Raw genomic sequence first — 15,712 nt, 5'->3', positions numbered from 1 at the left:
GTCGGGCAGCCGTTCTCGTATCGATACTTGCCGCGACTCAGCGCGACTCAGCGCGACTCAGCGCGACTCAGCGCGACTCAGCGCGCACGCCGCGCATCGCGCTCACCACTCGGCGACGCTGCCGTCCGCATGGCGCCATACCGGGTTGCGCCAGCGGTGGCCCGTCTTCGCCATCTCGCGCACCTTCTCCTCGTTCACGTCGATGCCGAGCCCCGGACCCTGCGGGATCGCGACGAAGCCGTCCTCGTAGCGAAACACCTCGGGGTTGCGCAGGTAGTCGAGCAGGTCGTTGCCCTGGTTGTAGTGGATGCCGAGGCTCTGCTCCTGGATGAACGCGTTGTAGCTGACCGCGTCGAGCTGCAGGCACGCGGCGAGCGCGATCGGGCCGAGCGGGCAGTGCAGCGCGAGCGCGACGTCGTAGCTCTCCGCGAGCGTCGCGATCTTGCGGCACTCGGTGATGCCGCCCGCGTGCGACGCGTCGGGCTGGATGATGTCGACGTAGCCGCCCGCGAGGATGTGCTTGAAGTCCCAGCGCGAGTAGAGCCGCTCGCCGAGCGCGATCGGCGTGTTGGTCTGGTTGACGATGTCGCGCAGCGCCTCGGCGTTCTCCGACAGCACGGGCTCCTCGATGAACATCAGCTTGTACGGGTCGAGCTCCTTCGCGAGCACCTTGGCCATCGGCTTGTGCACGCGGCCATGGAAGTCGACGCCGATTCCGACGTGCGGGCCGACCGCGTCGCGCACGGCCGCGACGTTCGCGATCACCTGCTCGACCTTGTCGTAGGTGTCGACGATCTGCAGCTCCTCGGAGCCGTTCATCTTCACGGCCTTGAAGCCGCGCTCGACCACCGCGCGCGCATTGTTCGCGACGTCGCTCGGCCGGTCGCCGCCGATCCACGAATACACCTTGATGCGATCGCGCACCTGGCCGCCGAGCAGCGCATGCACCGGCACGCCGTGATGCTTGCCCTTGATGTCCCACAGCGCCTGGTCGACGCCCGCGATCGCGCTCATCATGATCGGGCCGCCGCGGTAGAAGCCCGCGCGGTACATCACCTGCCAGTGATCCTCGATCAGCAGCGGGTCGCGGCCGACGAGGTAGTCGGCCAGCTCCTGCACGGCGGCCTCGACCGTGTGCGCGCGGCCTTCGACGACAGGCTCGCCCCAGCCGACGATGCCCTCGTCGGTTTCGATCTTGAGGAACAGCCAGCGCGGCGGGACGACGAAGGTTTCGAGGCGGGTGATTTTCACGATGCGGGTCTCCATGATTGACCGGCGCGGGCAGTCGGGCGCCGCGCGCGGTCGCGTGCTTTCGCGGTTATCCTAGCGCAGACCGATAAAAAATAGTATTAATAGCACTATTGTGCAGATAGTGGGCAGCCGGACCACCCGGGTACCGGCATAACGGAGAACGATCATTCGACGCGACCTGCATGGACAGACGGCCTTCCGGCTCGCCACGGCGATCCTGCGCGGCGACTACCCGCCCGAGTCGCTGCTGCCGAGGGAACCCGACCTGATGGAGATGTACGGCGTGAGCCGCACGGTGATGCGCGAGGCGCTGCGCACGCTCACGTCGAAGGGGCTCGTCGAGTCGCGGCCGAAGATCGGCACGCGCGTGCGGCCGCGCGGCGTATGGAACCTGCTCGACGCCGACCTGCTCGACTGGTATGCGCGCGTCGCGCCGCCGCTCGCGTTCGCGCTGAAGCTGCAGGAGATGCGCGAGATGGTCGAGCCATACGCGGCCGCGCTCGCCGCGCGCATGCATACACCGGCAACGTTCGATGCGATCGACGGCGCGGCGCGTGCGATGGCCGCTGCGCGCAACGTCGACGAATGGGTGCGCGCCGACCTGCGTTTTCACCTGAGCGTGCTCGAGGCCGGCGGCAACGAACTGCTGGTGCCGCTCGGCACGCTGATCGATCGCACGCTCGAGGCGCAGCTGCACCTGAACGCGCGCCGCGCGGACGTGTACAACGCGTCGCTCGCCGAGCACACGGCCGTCAGCGACGCGATCCGCATGCGCGACGAGGACGGTGCGCGCCGCGCGATGGCGGCGCTGCTCGCGGTGACGCGCGCGCGGATCGAGATGTCGTGACGCGAAACGGCGGGCGGCGCGGCGCGGTCAGGCGTTCGCGCAGCCGCCCGGCTTGTGGATGCGCTCGGTCGACGCCGGGTATTTCGCGAGCAGGCTCGCCGGTCGCCGCGGGCGCACGGCGAAGTCGCCGCCGCAGTTAGGGCAGCGGCCCTTCAGTACGTCGTCGGCGCAGGTCGCGCAGAACGTGCATTCGAACGTACAGATGCGGGCATCCGCCGAATCGGGCGGCAGGTCCTTGTCGCAGCATTCGCAGCCGGGGCGCATTTCGAGCATGACGGTTTTCCTTGTTCGGACAGGGCGGGAAGGGCGCCGCCGGACATTGCGCGCGGCGCATCTGCGCGCTACTGTACCTGCCTTGATCGGTCTGGCCAACGGTGTCCCGCCGGGGCGCCGCCGATGCGCACGGGCCGCACCGGGAGACGACCATGATTTATCGCGGAAGCTGTCATTGCGGAGACGTGAAGTTCGAGGCGGAAGGCGACCTGCAGGGCGTGATGGCGTGCAACTGCTCGATCTGCCAACGCAAGGGCGCGCTGATGTGGTTCGTGCCGCGCGATCGCATGACGCTGCTCACGCCCGACGCGCATCTCGCCACCTACATGTTCAACAAGCACGTGATCAAGCACCGCTTCTGCAAGCGCTGCGGGATTCACACGTTCGGCGAGGGCGTCCACCCGAACGGCACCGCGATGGTCGCGATCAATGTGCGCTGTCTCGAAGGTGTCGATCTCGACGCGCTGCCGGTCACGCACTACGACGGCCGCTCGCACTGAGCGGCGCGTCGGCGCATGGCACGACGTGCGGCCGTCAGGACGGTTGCGCGGCCGCGGCACCTGTCGCCGGCGCTGCCGCCTGCGGGGCGGCGCCCGCGGTATGCGTGCCGGAGCCGGCCGGGCGTTCGATCAGCGGCGCGAGTGCCGGCGCCATCGACTTCAGCAACTGCACGGCCATCGCGCTCGTGAAGTCGTAGCGTGCCGCGTACGGTTCGTGCGCGGTTGCCGTCAGGACCCCGAAGAACCGGTCGCCGAGCACGAACACGAACGTGCCGCTGCGGTTCACCTTGCGCGACTCGATCAGCCGTGCGCCGCGCGCATAGACGTTGAAGCGCTGGTCGCCCGTCCCGGTCTTGCCGTACACGTCGAGCGTCTTGCCGTCGGGCAGCGTGAAGCCGCCCGCGAGGCGGCGCGCGGTGCCGTTGAGCACGACGTCGCGCAGCAGCGTGTGCGCGACGTTGACGATCTCCGGCGACAGCATCGGTTGCGGCTGCGCGGCCGCGCGCACGAAGCGCGTTTCGTACGGTGTGCCCTTCGCGAAGTCGAGCTGCGTGATCGTCTCGGTCGGCGCTTTCTGCCCGCCGTTCGCGATCAGGCCGATCAGTTTCGCGAGCGCGTCGGGCTGGTCGCCCGATGCGCCGATCGCGGCCGCGTACGACGGCGTGACTTCCGCGAACGGGTAGCCGAGTGCCCGCCACGACTTCGTGATCTCCGCGTACGCGCGCAGTTCGACCATGCGACGGATGCGGCGGTCCTGGGTCGCGTGGTAGCGCGTCTTGTACAGCCACGAGTACGTGTAGAAACGCGCGTCGCGGCTGTCGCGCTGGACATCGGCAAGCGGCGCCGCCGGGTGGGCGCGCAGGTAGTTGAGCGTCCACAGCGCGAGCGGATGCACGCTCGCGATATAACCGCGATCGTTGAGGTTGAAGCGGTCGATCGCATATTTCGCGTAGAGCCTGGCGAGATCGTCGTCGGACAGTGTCGCGGCCGGCGTGCCCTTCAGTTGCGCGCGCATCTGCGCGTCGAACCATGCGAGCGATTCGTTCGGCGCGACGCTGCGCAGCACCGTCGCGATCTTCGGCGGCGACTTGCGCACGTCCTTCAGCATCAGCGCGAGCGCGTCGTCGGGCGCCTTGCCCGCATAGCGCGTGTAGTAGCGCTTCACGTAGACCTGGCTTTCACCGTCGACGAACTGCTGCAGGTAATGCCGGCGCTGTTCGGGGTCGCCGAGCCACGACGACGACGGGCCGGCCGCCTGCAGCGTCTCGTAGTGGACGATGTCGCGCATCAGCCGCACGAACACGAGGTTGACCGAGTGCTCGAAGGCCGCGTGCAGCGTCAGGATGCGGCCGTTGTCCGACTTTTCGAAATTCGAGAACACCTGTGCGCCGCCGCCCGTGTAGAACACGTCGGGGCTCGCCGAATACTTGCGTTCGACGGCCGCGTCGAGCATCGCCTGCAGCGAGCGGTCGCGCGTATGCGACAGGTAGTCGAGCGCCCAGTGCGACAGCCCGTCGATCGGGTCGGGCTTCACGCGGGCCAGCTCCGCGTTCGACAGGTTCGCGTAGCGTGCATGCAGGTCGGACACGATCTGCAGGTAGGTGATCAGCGTGCGCAGCTTCGCGGTCGAGCCGAGGTTGATGCGGCCGCCGCGATTGACGTCGAACGGCTCGTTCACGCTGTCGGTCTGCACGCGCAGCAGGTTCGCGCCGTTGCGGTGTTCGTACAGCGTGAAGCTGTACGTGAGGTGCGACGGGTCGTCCTTCGGCGCGAGCATCTCGAAACCGTACAGGCCGGCCGCCTGCGCGCCGTCGCGCGTCGACGCCCGTGCGAGCCGTTCGGCGACGGCCTGCTGCACGCCGTTGTCGAGCGTGCTGGTCGCCTGCAGGTCGAACTGGTCGAGCTGGTACAGGTCGCTGATGCCGAGCGCCGACAGCAGCGACGCGCGCGCGGACGTCACGGCCTTGCGCGACACGAACGACTGCACGTGCGCGGCGGCCGGCGGCGCGCTGCGTTCGATCTGCGCGGCAAGCGCGGCGTCGCGCAGCGCCGGCGAGATCACGCCGCCGTTCGACAGCAGCCTCAGGTAGCTGTCGGTCAGCCGCTCCAGGGCCGGATAACCGCGATTGAGGAAGTACGACGGCGCGCGCTGCGCGATGATCAGCGACAGCACCTCGCGGAACGCCTTGCCCTGTTCGTCGACGTTGTCGCCCGTCGTCGGCGCGGACAGGATGCGGTTCACGTCGTTGAAGTCGCGGCCGTACCACGCGGCGAGACCGTCGCCGATGCCAGTGATCTCGCCGATGTGCGGCCGCGCGGCGAGCGGGACGGAATTCAGGTAGCGCACGACGATGGTACGGCGCGCGGGCATCGTCTGCGGACCGTTCAGGTACGCACGCACCGACGCCGACGCGATCTGCCGCAGCTTCTCGGGCGGCGTCGCGGTGCGGCCCTCGGGCGAATGTCGGAACTTCTCGATCTGTGTCGCGAGCGTGCTGCCGCCCGGGCGCGCCTGGTGGCGGTTGACGACGTGCAGCGCCTGGTCGGCGAGCGCGCGGCTGAAGCGCCCCCAGTCGATTGCCGGGTTGCGGTTCGGCTCGTTCGCGTCGAGCAGGTAGCGATCCTCGATGAACAGCAGCGAATCGGCGATCACGCGCGGCACCCTGTCGAAGTCGGCATAGACGCGCTGCGGGAACACGGTCGCGAACAGCGGTGCACCGGTCGAGTCGAACAGCGTCAGGCCCGCCTGGTCCTTCTCCTCGAACGGGAGGAACAGCCCGCGATCGCCGATCGACAGCATCCGCTGCGAATCGCGCGCCTGCTTGCCGACGACGAAGCCGCGCGCGAGCAGCCGTTCCTGGAACGCCGGAATCATCGCGTAGCCGAGGCGCTGGTCGTACGGGCCGTTCGCGGGGAAGCGGATGCGATCGCTCGGGCCCGCCTCGAGCGTGTAGCCGACGTCGCGGGTGAGATCGGACAGGTAGTGCGCCTGCAGCCGGGACGTTTCGATCTCGCTCTGCACGAGCCGCGCGACGATCGCCACCGCGATCAGCAGCGCGGCGAGCAGGGACCACTTGACCCACGTCCAGACCGATGCGGGACCGGTCACGCGCGGCAGGATACGATTCAGCGGCCGATTCATGGCGGCGTCTCCCTGAAGGCGCGGGCTCCGGCCGCACCCCATTAAGGATTAGTGTAGTCCTCCGCAGCGGGCTGCCAAGGGCGTCGACTACCGAGATGCGTCGACGCAACGTGCATGCCTGTGACGCGGGGCAACGGGCGCCGCGCCGCGATGGTGCGCGCCGCTGCGGCTCAAACGTTTGCGCGTTGCGCGCGGCGACGTCCGCGTGGCAGGGGCGGCGGCGGCCAGGCCCGCGTGGCCGGGCCGACGGACGATGCACGGATTTCGTGCGCTGCGGCATCGTTCCAATTCGGGCCGGAACCCGTTCGTGAAAGAGAGGCGTCGCACGGCGACGCTACGGGTATCCGCGATAGCCGCGCGCGCCGGCGGCGGGTACGATCGCCGGATGTGCGGCGCATGTCCGCTTCCGCCCGGAGTCCCAGGGCGATCCATCCCGTCGCACTCGTGTGCACGGCCATCCTCGGGCTGCTGCTGTTCGGGCTCGGGTTCGTCGTGTCCGTCACGCGCTTTCGATGCACCATCGGGTCCGGGTGTGCGTCCGACCCGACGAACGGGCTGCACAAGATCGTGCGTGCGCACGGCAACACGGCCGAATACGCGCCGTTCCTCGCGGTGCTGTTTCTCCATTTCGGCGCGCACGATCCGTCTCGCGCGCTCCTCGCGCTGATCGTCGCGGCAACCGCGTGCCGCTGCCTGCTGGTGATCGGATTGCTCGCGTGGCCGACGATGGCCAACCCGAATCCCGTGCGTTTCATCGGCGCGCTCGGCACGTACCTGTGCGGGGCCGCGCTGTGCATCGCGCTGTTCGTCTGAACGCTGGCGCTACCGCCATAGCAGCGTCGCGCGATCGTGCCGGCGCACGGCTTCGACGAAGCAGTGGATCAGGTAGTCGCAGGCAATCGTGTTCAGCGCATCGCGGCGCGTGAGCACGCCGACCGACACGGCCGGAATCGTTTCCTCCACGTCGATCGCGACCATCCGCTCGCGAATCCAGTCGATTTCCATGAAGCTCTTCGGCACGCACGACACGGTGTCGGTGTGCACCGACAGCGAAAACGCCGCGCTGAACGACGTGCATTCGACGATCGGCTGCGGCGCCGGATAACCGTGTGCGACGAACACGTCCTGCAGCAGCCGGCCGATGCTTTCAGGCGACGTGTTGAGGATCCACTGCGCGTCCTGCAATTGCGCGAGCGACGTGCAGTGACGCAGCGGATTGCTCGCGCGCGTCATCAGGATCAATTCCGATTCGAGCAGCGGCCGGAACGTGAATTCCGGCGACAGCCGGGCCGCGTCGACGATCGCGATCACGAAGTCGAGCGAGCCGTCGCGCAGCCGCGGCAGCGCCGTGTCGAGAAATCCTTCGCGCACGTCGAGGCGGATCGTCGGCATGCGCTGCCGGAACGCGTCGAGCGCGGCCGGCAGGAAGCCGAGCGACACCAGCGGCGTCAGCGCGCATGCGAGCGCACCTTCCTTGCCGCCCGACAGCTGGATCACGTCGTCGCGCGCGTGCTGCATCTCCGCGAGGATCAGCCGCGCGCGGGCATAGACGGCCTGCCCGAAACGCGTGAGCTGCGCGCCGCGCGCGTTGCGCGTGACGAGCGGCACGCCGAGATCGAGTTCGAGTTCGCGGATCGCCTTCGTCAGCGCGGGCTGCGACAGGTGGATCGCGCGCGCGGCCGCGCGCAGGCTGCCGTGTTCGGCGATGGCGGCAAGCGCCCGGAGCTGGTGGTGTTTCACGGCGAGGCGGGGCGCGGCGGCGGTGGCGACGTTCGTATCCTACACCGCGTTTCCGCGCGGAAAGCACGCGATAACCGTGCGTTATCACGATCGAAAAATGTCGCTCCGGGCTGCGTATTTTGAATGCCTAGACTGCATGCGCAGGCCGTCCAACGGGCCGTGCACACGACACGCATAACCAGTACGGAGACACACCTTCATGAAGGCGCCCCGAGCAGGCAGCATGTTCGGCGGGCATGTCGGCGACGTTGCCGCATCCCCGTCCAATCGTCAGCTGATTGTCGCGATCACGATCGGCAACGGCCTCGAATTCTTCGATCTCACCGTGTTCAGTTTCTTCGCGGTGCTGCTCGGCAAACTGTTCTTTCCCGCGGTCTCCGCGCAGCAGCAGTTGCTGATGTCGGTCGCGACCTTCGGCGTCGGCTTCATCGCGCGGCCGATCGGCGGTGTCGTGATCGGGCTCGTCGCCGACCGCTTCGGCCGCGTGCCCGCGATGAACCTCACGCTCGTCACGATGGCGATCGGCACCGGGATGATCGGCGTGCTGCCGACCTATGCGCAGATCGGCATCGCGGCGCCCGTGCTGGTCGTCGTCGCGCGGCTGCTGCAGGGCTTTTCGGCCGGCGGCGAGGTCGGCGTATCGACGTCGCTGCTCGCCGAGCGCGCGCCGGCCGGCGAACGCGGCTACTACACGAGCTGGCAGTTCGCGAGCCAGGGCGCCGCGGCGCTGGCCGGTTCGTTCGTCGGCTTCCTGCTGTCGCATTTCCTCGATACCGCCTCGCTCGAAGCGTGGGGCTGGCGCGTGCCGTTCCTGCTGGGCGTGCTGATCGCACCGATCGGCCTCTACCTGCGCGCACGCTTCAGCGCGCTCGAGCAGCACGCGCCGGCCGCGGCCGCGCGGCGTTCGTCGGCCGTGCTCGGCACCGTGCTGCGGCGCGACGGCGGCGCCGTGCTGACCGCGCTCGGCCTCGTGGTCGGCGGCACGGCCGCGCACTTCATCGTGCTGTATTACATGTCGACGTACGCGATCAAGGTGCTGCACCTGCCGATGGATACCGCGCTGTGGTGCGGGATCCTGTCCGGCGCCGTGATGTTCGTCGCCGCGCCCGTCGGCGGACGGCTGTCGGATCGCAACGGCAGCAAGCGCGTCGCGCTGTGGTCGCGCCTCGCGCTGACCGTGCTGATCCTGCCGGGCTTCTGGCTGATCCGCGCGGTGCCGTCGATCGCGACGATGTACGCGGTCGTGATGCTGCTCGCCGCGCTGCACTCGATCAACGCGGGCGCGAACGGTGTGATCCTCGCCGAGCTGTTCCCGAAGAGCACGCGCGCCACCGCACTGTCGATCGCATATGCGGGCGGCGTGTCGATCTTCGGCGGCTTCGCGCAGTTCATCGTCACGTGGATGATCGGCGCGACCGGCAATCCGGCGGCGCCAGCGTGGTACGTGATCGTCTGCGGCGTGCTGTCGCTCGTCGCGCTCGCGTTCGCATCGGATCGCAGCGAACACGATGCGTGACCGCTGCCGCCGCCTTCCTTCCCGCTTTCTTCCCCGCTTTTTTCCCTCTTCGCCCCGAACCGTATGACCGCTACCGTTTCGCTATCGTCCCCGCCCGCCGACGTGATGGCCGGCGACCTGTGCGACCTGTCCGCCCGCACGATGCTCGACCTGCTGAAGACACGGCAGATCGGCGCGTGCGACCTGCTCGACGCGCATCTCGCGCGGATCGCGACGGTCAACCCGCGCGTGAATGCGCTCGTGACCGTCGTCGATCCCGACGTGCTGCGCGCCCGTGCGCGCGACATCGACGCCCGCTGGATGCGCGGCGAATGGCAGGGGCCGCTGCACGGGCTGCCGGTGTCGCAGAAGGATCTCACCGCGACGCGCGGCCTGCGCACGACCTACGGTTCGCGGTTGTTCGCCGATCATGTGCCGCTGCATGACGCGCTCGTCGTGCGCCGCTGCGCGAGCGCCGGTGCGCTGATGATCGGCAAGTCGAACACGCCCGAATTCGGCGCCGGGTCGCATACGTTCAACGACGTGTTCGGCGCGACGCGCAACCCGTGGGACCTGACGCGTTCCGCGGGCGGCAGCAGCGGCGGCGCGGCGGCCGCGCTCGCGTGCGGGATGAATCCGCTCGCATGCGGCAGCGACATGGGCGGTTCGCTGCGCAACCCGGCCGCGTGGAACAACGTCGTCGGGTTGCGGCCGTCGCCGGGCCGCGTGCCGCGCGCGCCCGACCTGAACGGCTGGGCGACGCTCGGCGTCGACGGGCCGATGGCGCGCGACGTGGCCGATACCGCGTTGCTGCTGTCGGCGATCGCCGGGCCGGGCGGCGAGACCGCGACCGAACTCGCGGACCCGGGCGCGCGCTTCGCGCAGCCGCTCGAACGCGACTTCCGCGGCACGCGCATCGCGATGTCGCGCGGCCTGCCCGGCGTGCCGGTCGATCCCGAGATCGCGCGGGCGGTCGATGCGCAGGCGCGTGTGTTCGCGGCGCTCGGCTGCGAAGTCGAATTCGACGATCCCGATCTGTCGGACGCCGAGGACGTGTTCCGCATCGAGCGCGCATGGATGATCGGCACGCTGGTCGACGGGTTCGACGATGCGCAGCGTGCGGCGCTGAAGCCCGAGATTCACGATGAATACCGGCTGCATCGGTCGCTGACGGCCGCCGATCTCGGCCGCATGTTCGTGCGCAAGACGCGGCTGTTCGAGCGGATGCGCACGTTCATGCAGCGCTACGCGTTCTACGTGCTGCCGACGACACAGGTGATGCCGTTCGACGTCGGCCTGCGCTCGCCTGCGCACGTGCAGGGGGCCGCGAGCACGTCGTACATCGACTGGATGCGCGTGTGCTGGTACCTGTCGTCGACCGAGGCGCCGATCCTGTCGGTGCCGTGCGGCTTCGGCGCGACCGGTTTGCCGATCGGCATGCAGATCGTCGGCCGCTATCGCGACGACTGGGGCGTGCTGCAGTTCGGTCACGCATACGAAGTCGCGGCCGGCCGCCGCTGGGCCCCACCGGCGGTCGTCGCCGACGCGATGCGCTAGCCGTCCTCCCCGATTTACCCCTGACCGTTCCGGTTTGCTCCGGAGCAGGCCGCGCGCCTGCGGGGGACGCGCACGCCTGCGTTTTGCCATTCGACCCGCGCAATGGAGACCTTCCGATGAAAAAACGGCTGTTGGCAGGCGCGGGCGTCGCGCTGATCGCGGGTGCGGCGCACGCACAGAGCAGCGTGACGCTGTACGGCATTATCGACGAAGGGCTGACCTATACGAGCAACCTTGCGGTCGCCGGCCCGAACGGCACCGTGAGCGGCAAGCCGGCGTGGCGGATGCTCGGCAGCGTGCAGCAGGCGAGCCGCTGGGGGCTGCGCGGCGTCGAGGATCTCGGCGGCGGGCTGGCGGCCGTCTTCACGCTCGAGAACGGCTTCGACCCGAGCACCGGCAAGCTCGGGCAGGGCGGGCTGATCTTCGGCAAGAAGGCGTTCGTCGGGTTGTCGGGGCCGTTCGGCACCGTCACGCTCGGGCGCCAGTACGACACCAACGTCGACTTCCTCGGGCCGCTCGAGGCCGCCGCGCTGTTCGGCGGCTACATGGTTGCGCACCCCGGCGATCTCGACAACGTGAACAACGCGAACTCGACCAACAACGCGATCAAGTTCACCAGCAACGACTACGGCGGATTGCGCTTCGCGGCCATGTACGGCGTGGGCGGCATCGCGGGCGCGGCGACGCGCAACCAGGTGTGGTCGATGACGGCCGGCTACACGCGCGGGCCGCTCGTGGTCGCGGCCGGCTACCTGAATGCGCGCAACCCGAACGTGTCGTTCTTCGGCACGACCGGCAGCCCCGCGCCGGTCGTCGGCGGCGTGCCGGGCAACAACATGCTGTCGCCCGTGTATTCCGGTTATGCGTCGGCGCGCACGCTGCAGGTCGCGGCGGCGGGCGGCACCTACGCGATCGGCGCGGTGACGCTCGGCGCGATGTACACGAACACGTCGTTCCGCGGGCTCGGCGACCTGTCGTCCGGGCCGAACCCCGGTGGCGTGTCCGGCAACGCGGTGTTCAACAACGTCGAGGGCAGCGTGCGCTACCAGTTCACGCCCTACCTGTTCGGCGGCGTCGCGTACGACTACACGCGCGGCGGCGGTGTGAACGGCCGCGACGGCGCGACGTACCACCAGGTGGCGGCCGGGCTCGACTATTTCCTGTCGAAGCGCACCGACGTGTACGCGACCGCCGTCTTTCAGCGCGCGTCGGGCACCGATTCGACGGGGCATGCGGCGGTTGCCGCGATCAACGGCCCCGGCGCGTCCGCGAACGACCGCCAGTTCGAGGCGCGGATCGGCATCCGGCACAAGTTCTGACGAATGCGGCGATCGGCAGGCGGCGGCCGCGAGCGGTGATATGCTCGCGGCACGCCCGCGATCGACGGGCGGATTCCGATTGCCCGTGTGCGGCCTTGATGCCGCGCTGCACGGCATTTCCGAGGGAAGAACCGACACATGAGCCGCAAATTCATTCTGAAGGGCGACACGACCGACCACGGCGGCGTGGTGCTCGAAGGGATCGCCAATTCGTCGTTCGACGGACGTGAACTCGCCTATCTCGGCGCGTCGGTGTTCTGTGCCGCCTGCAAGTCGCCCGGCGTGATCGTGTCCGACGGCGGCGATCGGACGATGACCGTGATGGGCAAGGTCGTCGCGCTCGAACACGACCTGTGCCAGTGCCAATGCACGCCGCAGCCGAAGCTGATCGCGTCGCAGGCCACCGGGACGATCACCGGATGAAACCCGCCGCGCGGATGCGGTCGGCATCCACGCGGCCTCGACGCACGGCCAATGGCCGTCAGACGCTGCCTTCGGTTTCGATCACGAGGATGCGTGCTTCGCCGAGCGGATGCGCGACGTGCTCGGTGCCGGCCGTCGCGTGGAATACGTCACCCGTTTCGAGCACCGTCGCGTGCTCGACGCCTGCTTCCCGATAACGCATCTCGACGCGACCGTCGAGCACCGCGAACACTTCCTCGCCGTCGTTCACGTGCCATCGATACGGCTGGTCGGTCCAGTGCAGGCGAACCGTGATGCCGCGCAGGTTCGCGATGTCGAGCGCGCCCCACGCACGGTCCGCGGTGAACGCGGCGCTGCGGACGATGTTCATCGATATGTTCTCCGGCGCGAGTGCGGGTCGTCTTTCAGTCGTCGAGGCAATTTCCCCGTACCCGCATTCAGCGCGACATCGCGCGCAGCGCCTGCTCGATCGTCGCCTTGCGCTTCGCGAAACCGGCCGCCGAACGTTCGGTGACGCGCTTCACGACGGCTGCCGGCGCGGTGTCCGGCGAACCGGCGTCGAACGGCGGTGCGGGCGCGTATTCGAGTTGCAGCTGGATCGCCTGTGCTTCCTCGTCGCCGGCCAGTTCCGCGGCGATCGTCAACGCGAAGTCGATGCCGGCCGTGACGCCGCCGCCCGTGATCAGGTTGCCGTCGCGCACCACGCGCTCGCGCACCGGCACCGCGCCGAGCGGTTCGAGCAGCGTGTGGAATGCCCAGTGCGTCGTCGCGCGCCGCCCGCGCAGCAGGCCGGCCACGCCGAGCAGCAGCGCGCCCGTGCAGACCGACGTCACGTAGCGCGCGGTGGCCGCGCGCTGCTGCACGAAGGCGATCGTTTCGGCATCGAGCAGCAGTTCGTTGATCCCGATGCCGCCCGGAATGCAGATCACGTCGAGCGGCGGGCAATCGTCGAACGTGCAGGTCGGCGCGAGCGCGAGCCCGCTGCTCGACGCGACGGTGTCGCGCGACTTCCAGACCAGGTGGACGGCCGCGTCGGGCAGCGACGCGAGCACGTCGTGCGGGCCGGTGAGATCGAGTTGCTGGACGCCCGGGAACACGAGAAAGCCGATATGCAGGGTCATGCGAAGACTCCGGTTGGAAGGGGGACGCACCGTTGCCGGCGCGGGATGGACAGATCGATTCTAGGCGCGTAGTGTTTGGCGAAATTGCCATATCGCCCACGTTTTCAGCCAATCGCCATGCCTGCCGCCCCGCGTTCGATCCTGGTCCTCGCGTTCCCTCGTGCCCAGCTGCTCGACGTGTCGGGGCCGCTGCAGGTGTTTGCGTCCGTCAACGAGCTCGCGCTGGAGCGCGGCCAGCCGGCGCCCTACGCGCCGCGTGTCGTCGCGGCCGAGGCGGGGCCCGTCGAGACGTCGTCGGGTCTCGTCGTGATGGCCGAGTCGCTGCGCTCGGCCGCACGCCATCCCGATACGCTGATCGTCGCCGGCGGCAAGGGCGTGCATGCGGCATCCCGGGACGCACGGCTGGTGCGCTGGGTGCGGCAGCAGGCGGCGCGCACGCGGCGCGTGGCGTCCGTCTGCACCGGCGCATTCCTGCTCGCCGAGGCCGGCCTGCTCGACGGGCGCCGTGCGGTCACGCACTGGGCGCGTTGCGACGAGTTCGCGGCGCGCTATCCGAACGTGCACGTCGAATCCGATCCGATCTTCATCCGCGAAGGCGCGCTGTGGACCTCGGCCGGCGTGACGGCCGGCATCGATCTCGCGCTCGCGCTGGTCGAGGAGGACCTGGGGCGGGCAACCGCGCTCGACGTCGCGCGCGAACTCGTCGTGTTCCTGAAGCGCCCGGGCGGACAGGCGCAGTTCAGCACGATGCTGTCGATGCAACGCACCGACGACCGGTTCGGCGAACTGCATGCGTGGATGGCGGAGCACCTGACGGCCGACCTGTCGGTGCCCGCGCTGGCCGAGCGCGCAAGCATGAGCGAGCGCAGCTTCGTGCGCCACTACCGCGCGGGCACCGGCCGCACCCCTGCGCGCGCGGTCGAGCAGCTCCGCGTCGAGGCCGCGCAGCGCCTGCTCGGCGAAACGGCGTGGCCCGTCAAGCGGATCGCCGCGCGTTGCGGCTTCGGCTCCGAGGAGACGCTGCGACGCTGTTTCGTGCGGGTGCTGGGCGTGTCGCCGCAAGGCTATCGCGAGCGATTCGTGCGATAACGCACGGCGTACGGCTGCGCTCGGGGCCGGAACGATCGCCGGGTGCGACTGAACGGAAATCGATCGATTTCCAGTCCGAAACGCAGAAACTATTCAGGATCGGAGAACAATGGGCGGGGGCTTGTGCCGTGCCCGTCGCGCGCTCTATTCTGTTCCGTTGGCGATTCGAAGGGGGAGCAGCATGGACCGAATCCAGGCAATGGAAGTTTTTACCCGTGTGGTCGACGCGAACAGCTTCACACGCGCGGCCGACACGCTCGCGATGCCGCGCGCGTCGGTGACGACCATCATTCAGAACCTCGAGGCGCTGCTGGGCGTGCGCCTGATGCACCGGACGACACGCAGGCTGTCGCTGACGCCGGAAGGTGCGGCGTACTACGAGCATTGCACGAAGATCATCTCGGAGATCGCGGAGGCCGACGCGAGTTTCCAGACGGGCAATCGCAAGCCGAGCGGCGTGCTGCGTGTCCACATGCCGAGTTCGCTCGGGCGGCGCATCGTGCTGCCGTCGCTGTCGATTTTCCGGCAGCGCTACCCCGACATCACGCTTGAGCTGGGGCTCTCCGACCGCTACGTGGATCCGGTCGAGGAGGGCATCGACTGCATGATCCGGGTCGGGCCGCTCGAGGATTCGTCGATGGTCGCGCGGCGGATCGGGATGCTGAAGCGCGTGACCTGCGCGTCGCCCGATTACCTCGCGCGTCACGGCGAGCCGCACGAGATTGCCGATCTCGCCGACCATCACGCGGTGAATTTCCGTGCGAGCCACGGCGCGCGTGCGATTCCGTGGGTGTTCATGATCGACGGGAAGCCGTTCGAGGTGCGGATGAACGGCAGCGTCACGGTCAATGATTCGGATGCCTACGTGACGTGCGGGCTCGAAGGGTTCGGGATGATCCAGCCGACGCTGTTCATGGTGCTGCCGAACCTGCTCGACGGCTCGCTGGTCGAGGTG

Annotated in this window: 15 protein-coding genes; 9 read left to right on the top strand and 6 right to left on the bottom strand. The window is 68.9% G+C overall.

Annotated features, from left to right (window positions below; genetic code table 11):
* Positions 1-102: 102 nt before the first annotated feature.
* Complete coding sequence (gene dgoD / locus FOZ70_RS28305; protein ID WP_021160175.1) at positions 103-1,251, bottom strand: galactonate dehydratase; 1,149 nt, start codon at positions 1,249-1,251, stop codon at positions 103-105.
* 163 nt (positions 1,252-1,414) lie between these two features.
* Between dgoD and FOZ70_RS28300 the strand changes: the two genes are divergently transcribed.
* A complete protein-coding gene (locus FOZ70_RS28300; RefSeq protein WP_111938853.1) occupies positions 1,415-2,098 on the top strand; it encodes an FCD domain-containing protein in 684 nt (227 codons plus the stop codon).
* 27 nt (positions 2,099-2,125) lie between these two features.
* Here FOZ70_RS28300 and FOZ70_RS28295 read toward each other — a convergent pair whose 3' ends face one another.
* Positions 2,126-2,371, bottom strand: a complete 246-nt coding sequence (locus FOZ70_RS28295) for a DUF1272 domain-containing protein (RefSeq protein ID WP_021160177.1) — start codon at positions 2,369-2,371, stop codon at positions 2,126-2,128.
* Between the two features lie 152 nt (positions 2,372-2,523).
* Between FOZ70_RS28295 and FOZ70_RS28290 the strand changes: the two genes are divergently transcribed.
* The gene (locus FOZ70_RS28290) at positions 2,524-2,871 is read left to right on the top strand and encodes a GFA family protein (RefSeq protein WP_048026339.1); all 348 of its coding nucleotides are present in this window, start codon (positions 2,524-2,526) and stop codon (positions 2,869-2,871) included.
* Positions 2,872-2,905: 34 nt separating this feature from the next.
* Here the strand turns inward: FOZ70_RS28290 and FOZ70_RS28285 are convergent, their stop codons facing one another.
* Positions 2,906-6,013: a transglycosylase domain-containing protein gene (locus FOZ70_RS28285; RefSeq protein WP_219707318.1), complete on the bottom strand. Its 3,108-nt coding sequence runs from the start codon at positions 6,011-6,013 to the stop codon at positions 2,906-2,908.
* Between the two features lie 426 nt (positions 6,014-6,439).
* Here FOZ70_RS28285 and FOZ70_RS28280 point away from each other — a divergent pair, with 426 nt between their 5' ends.
* Positions 6,440-6,826 (top strand): MAPEG family protein, encoded by a 387-nt coding sequence (locus tag FOZ70_RS28280; RefSeq protein WP_219707325.1) that lies wholly within the window; start codon positions 6,440-6,442, stop codon positions 6,824-6,826.
* 9 nt (positions 6,827-6,835) lie between these two features.
* Here FOZ70_RS28280 and FOZ70_RS28275 read toward each other — a convergent pair whose 3' ends face one another.
* Positions 6,836-7,753, bottom strand: a complete 918-nt coding sequence (locus tag FOZ70_RS28275; protein WP_021160181.1) for a LysR substrate-binding domain-containing protein — start codon at positions 7,751-7,753, stop codon at positions 6,836-6,838.
* 199 nt (positions 7,754-7,952) lie between these two features.
* Between FOZ70_RS28275 and FOZ70_RS28270 the strand changes: the two genes are divergently transcribed.
* The 4 genes from FOZ70_RS28270 (at position 7,953) to FOZ70_RS28255 (ending at position 12,547) form a co-directional block, all read left to right on the top strand.
* A complete protein-coding gene (locus FOZ70_RS28270; RefSeq protein ID WP_021160182.1) occupies positions 7,953-9,269 on the top strand; it encodes an MFS transporter in 1,317 nt (438 codons plus the stop codon).
* A gap of 63 nt (positions 9,270-9,332) precedes the next feature.
* Positions 9,333-10,805 (top strand): amidase, encoded by a 1,473-nt coding sequence (locus FOZ70_RS28265; RefSeq protein ID WP_219707317.1) that lies wholly within the window; start codon positions 9,333-9,335, stop codon positions 10,803-10,805.
* Positions 10,806-10,921: 116 nt separating this feature from the next.
* Positions 10,922-12,124, top strand: a complete 1,203-nt coding sequence (locus tag FOZ70_RS28260; RefSeq protein WP_175890963.1) for a porin — start codon at positions 10,922-10,924, stop codon at positions 12,122-12,124.
* Between the two features lie 138 nt (positions 12,125-12,262).
* Positions 12,263-12,547, top strand: coding sequence for a PAAR domain-containing protein (locus FOZ70_RS28255; RefSeq protein WP_219707316.1), 285 nt, complete (start codon positions 12,263-12,265; stop codon positions 12,545-12,547).
* Between the two features lie 58 nt (positions 12,548-12,605).
* On the opposite strand, the gene FOZ70_RS28250 is transcribed toward FOZ70_RS28255, so the two are convergent.
* Both FOZ70_RS28250 and FOZ70_RS28245 read right to left on the bottom strand, forming a co-directional pair.
* A complete protein-coding gene (locus FOZ70_RS28250) occupies positions 12,606-12,917 on the bottom strand; it encodes a cupin domain-containing protein (RefSeq protein WP_048026350.1) in 312 nt (103 codons plus the stop codon).
* Between the two features lie 67 nt (positions 12,918-12,984).
* Positions 12,985-13,668: a DJ-1/PfpI family protein gene (locus FOZ70_RS28245; protein WP_021160187.1), complete on the bottom strand. Its 684-nt coding sequence runs from the start codon at positions 13,666-13,668 to the stop codon at positions 12,985-12,987.
* Between the two features lie 117 nt (positions 13,669-13,785).
* On the opposite strand from FOZ70_RS28245, the gene FOZ70_RS28240 reads away from it, so the two are divergent.
* Positions 13,786-14,757: a GlxA family transcriptional regulator gene (locus tag FOZ70_RS28240; protein ID WP_042975508.1), complete on the top strand. Its 972-nt coding sequence runs from the start codon at positions 13,786-13,788 to the stop codon at positions 14,755-14,757.
* A gap of 181 nt (positions 14,758-14,938) precedes the next feature.
* On the top strand, positions 14,939-15,712 hold a 774-nt coding region (locus tag FOZ70_RS28235), incomplete at its 3' end, for a LysR family transcriptional regulator (RefSeq protein WP_219707315.1).

Origin of the sequence: Burkholderia sp. COPS, from assembly GCF_019425585.1 — a bacterium.
GTDB lineage: Bacteria > Pseudomonadota > Gammaproteobacteria > Burkholderiales > Burkholderiaceae > Burkholderia > Burkholderia cepacia.
The sequence above is the reverse complement of the archived record's forward strand: the minus strand, read 5'-3'. Positions and strand labels throughout refer to the sequence as shown.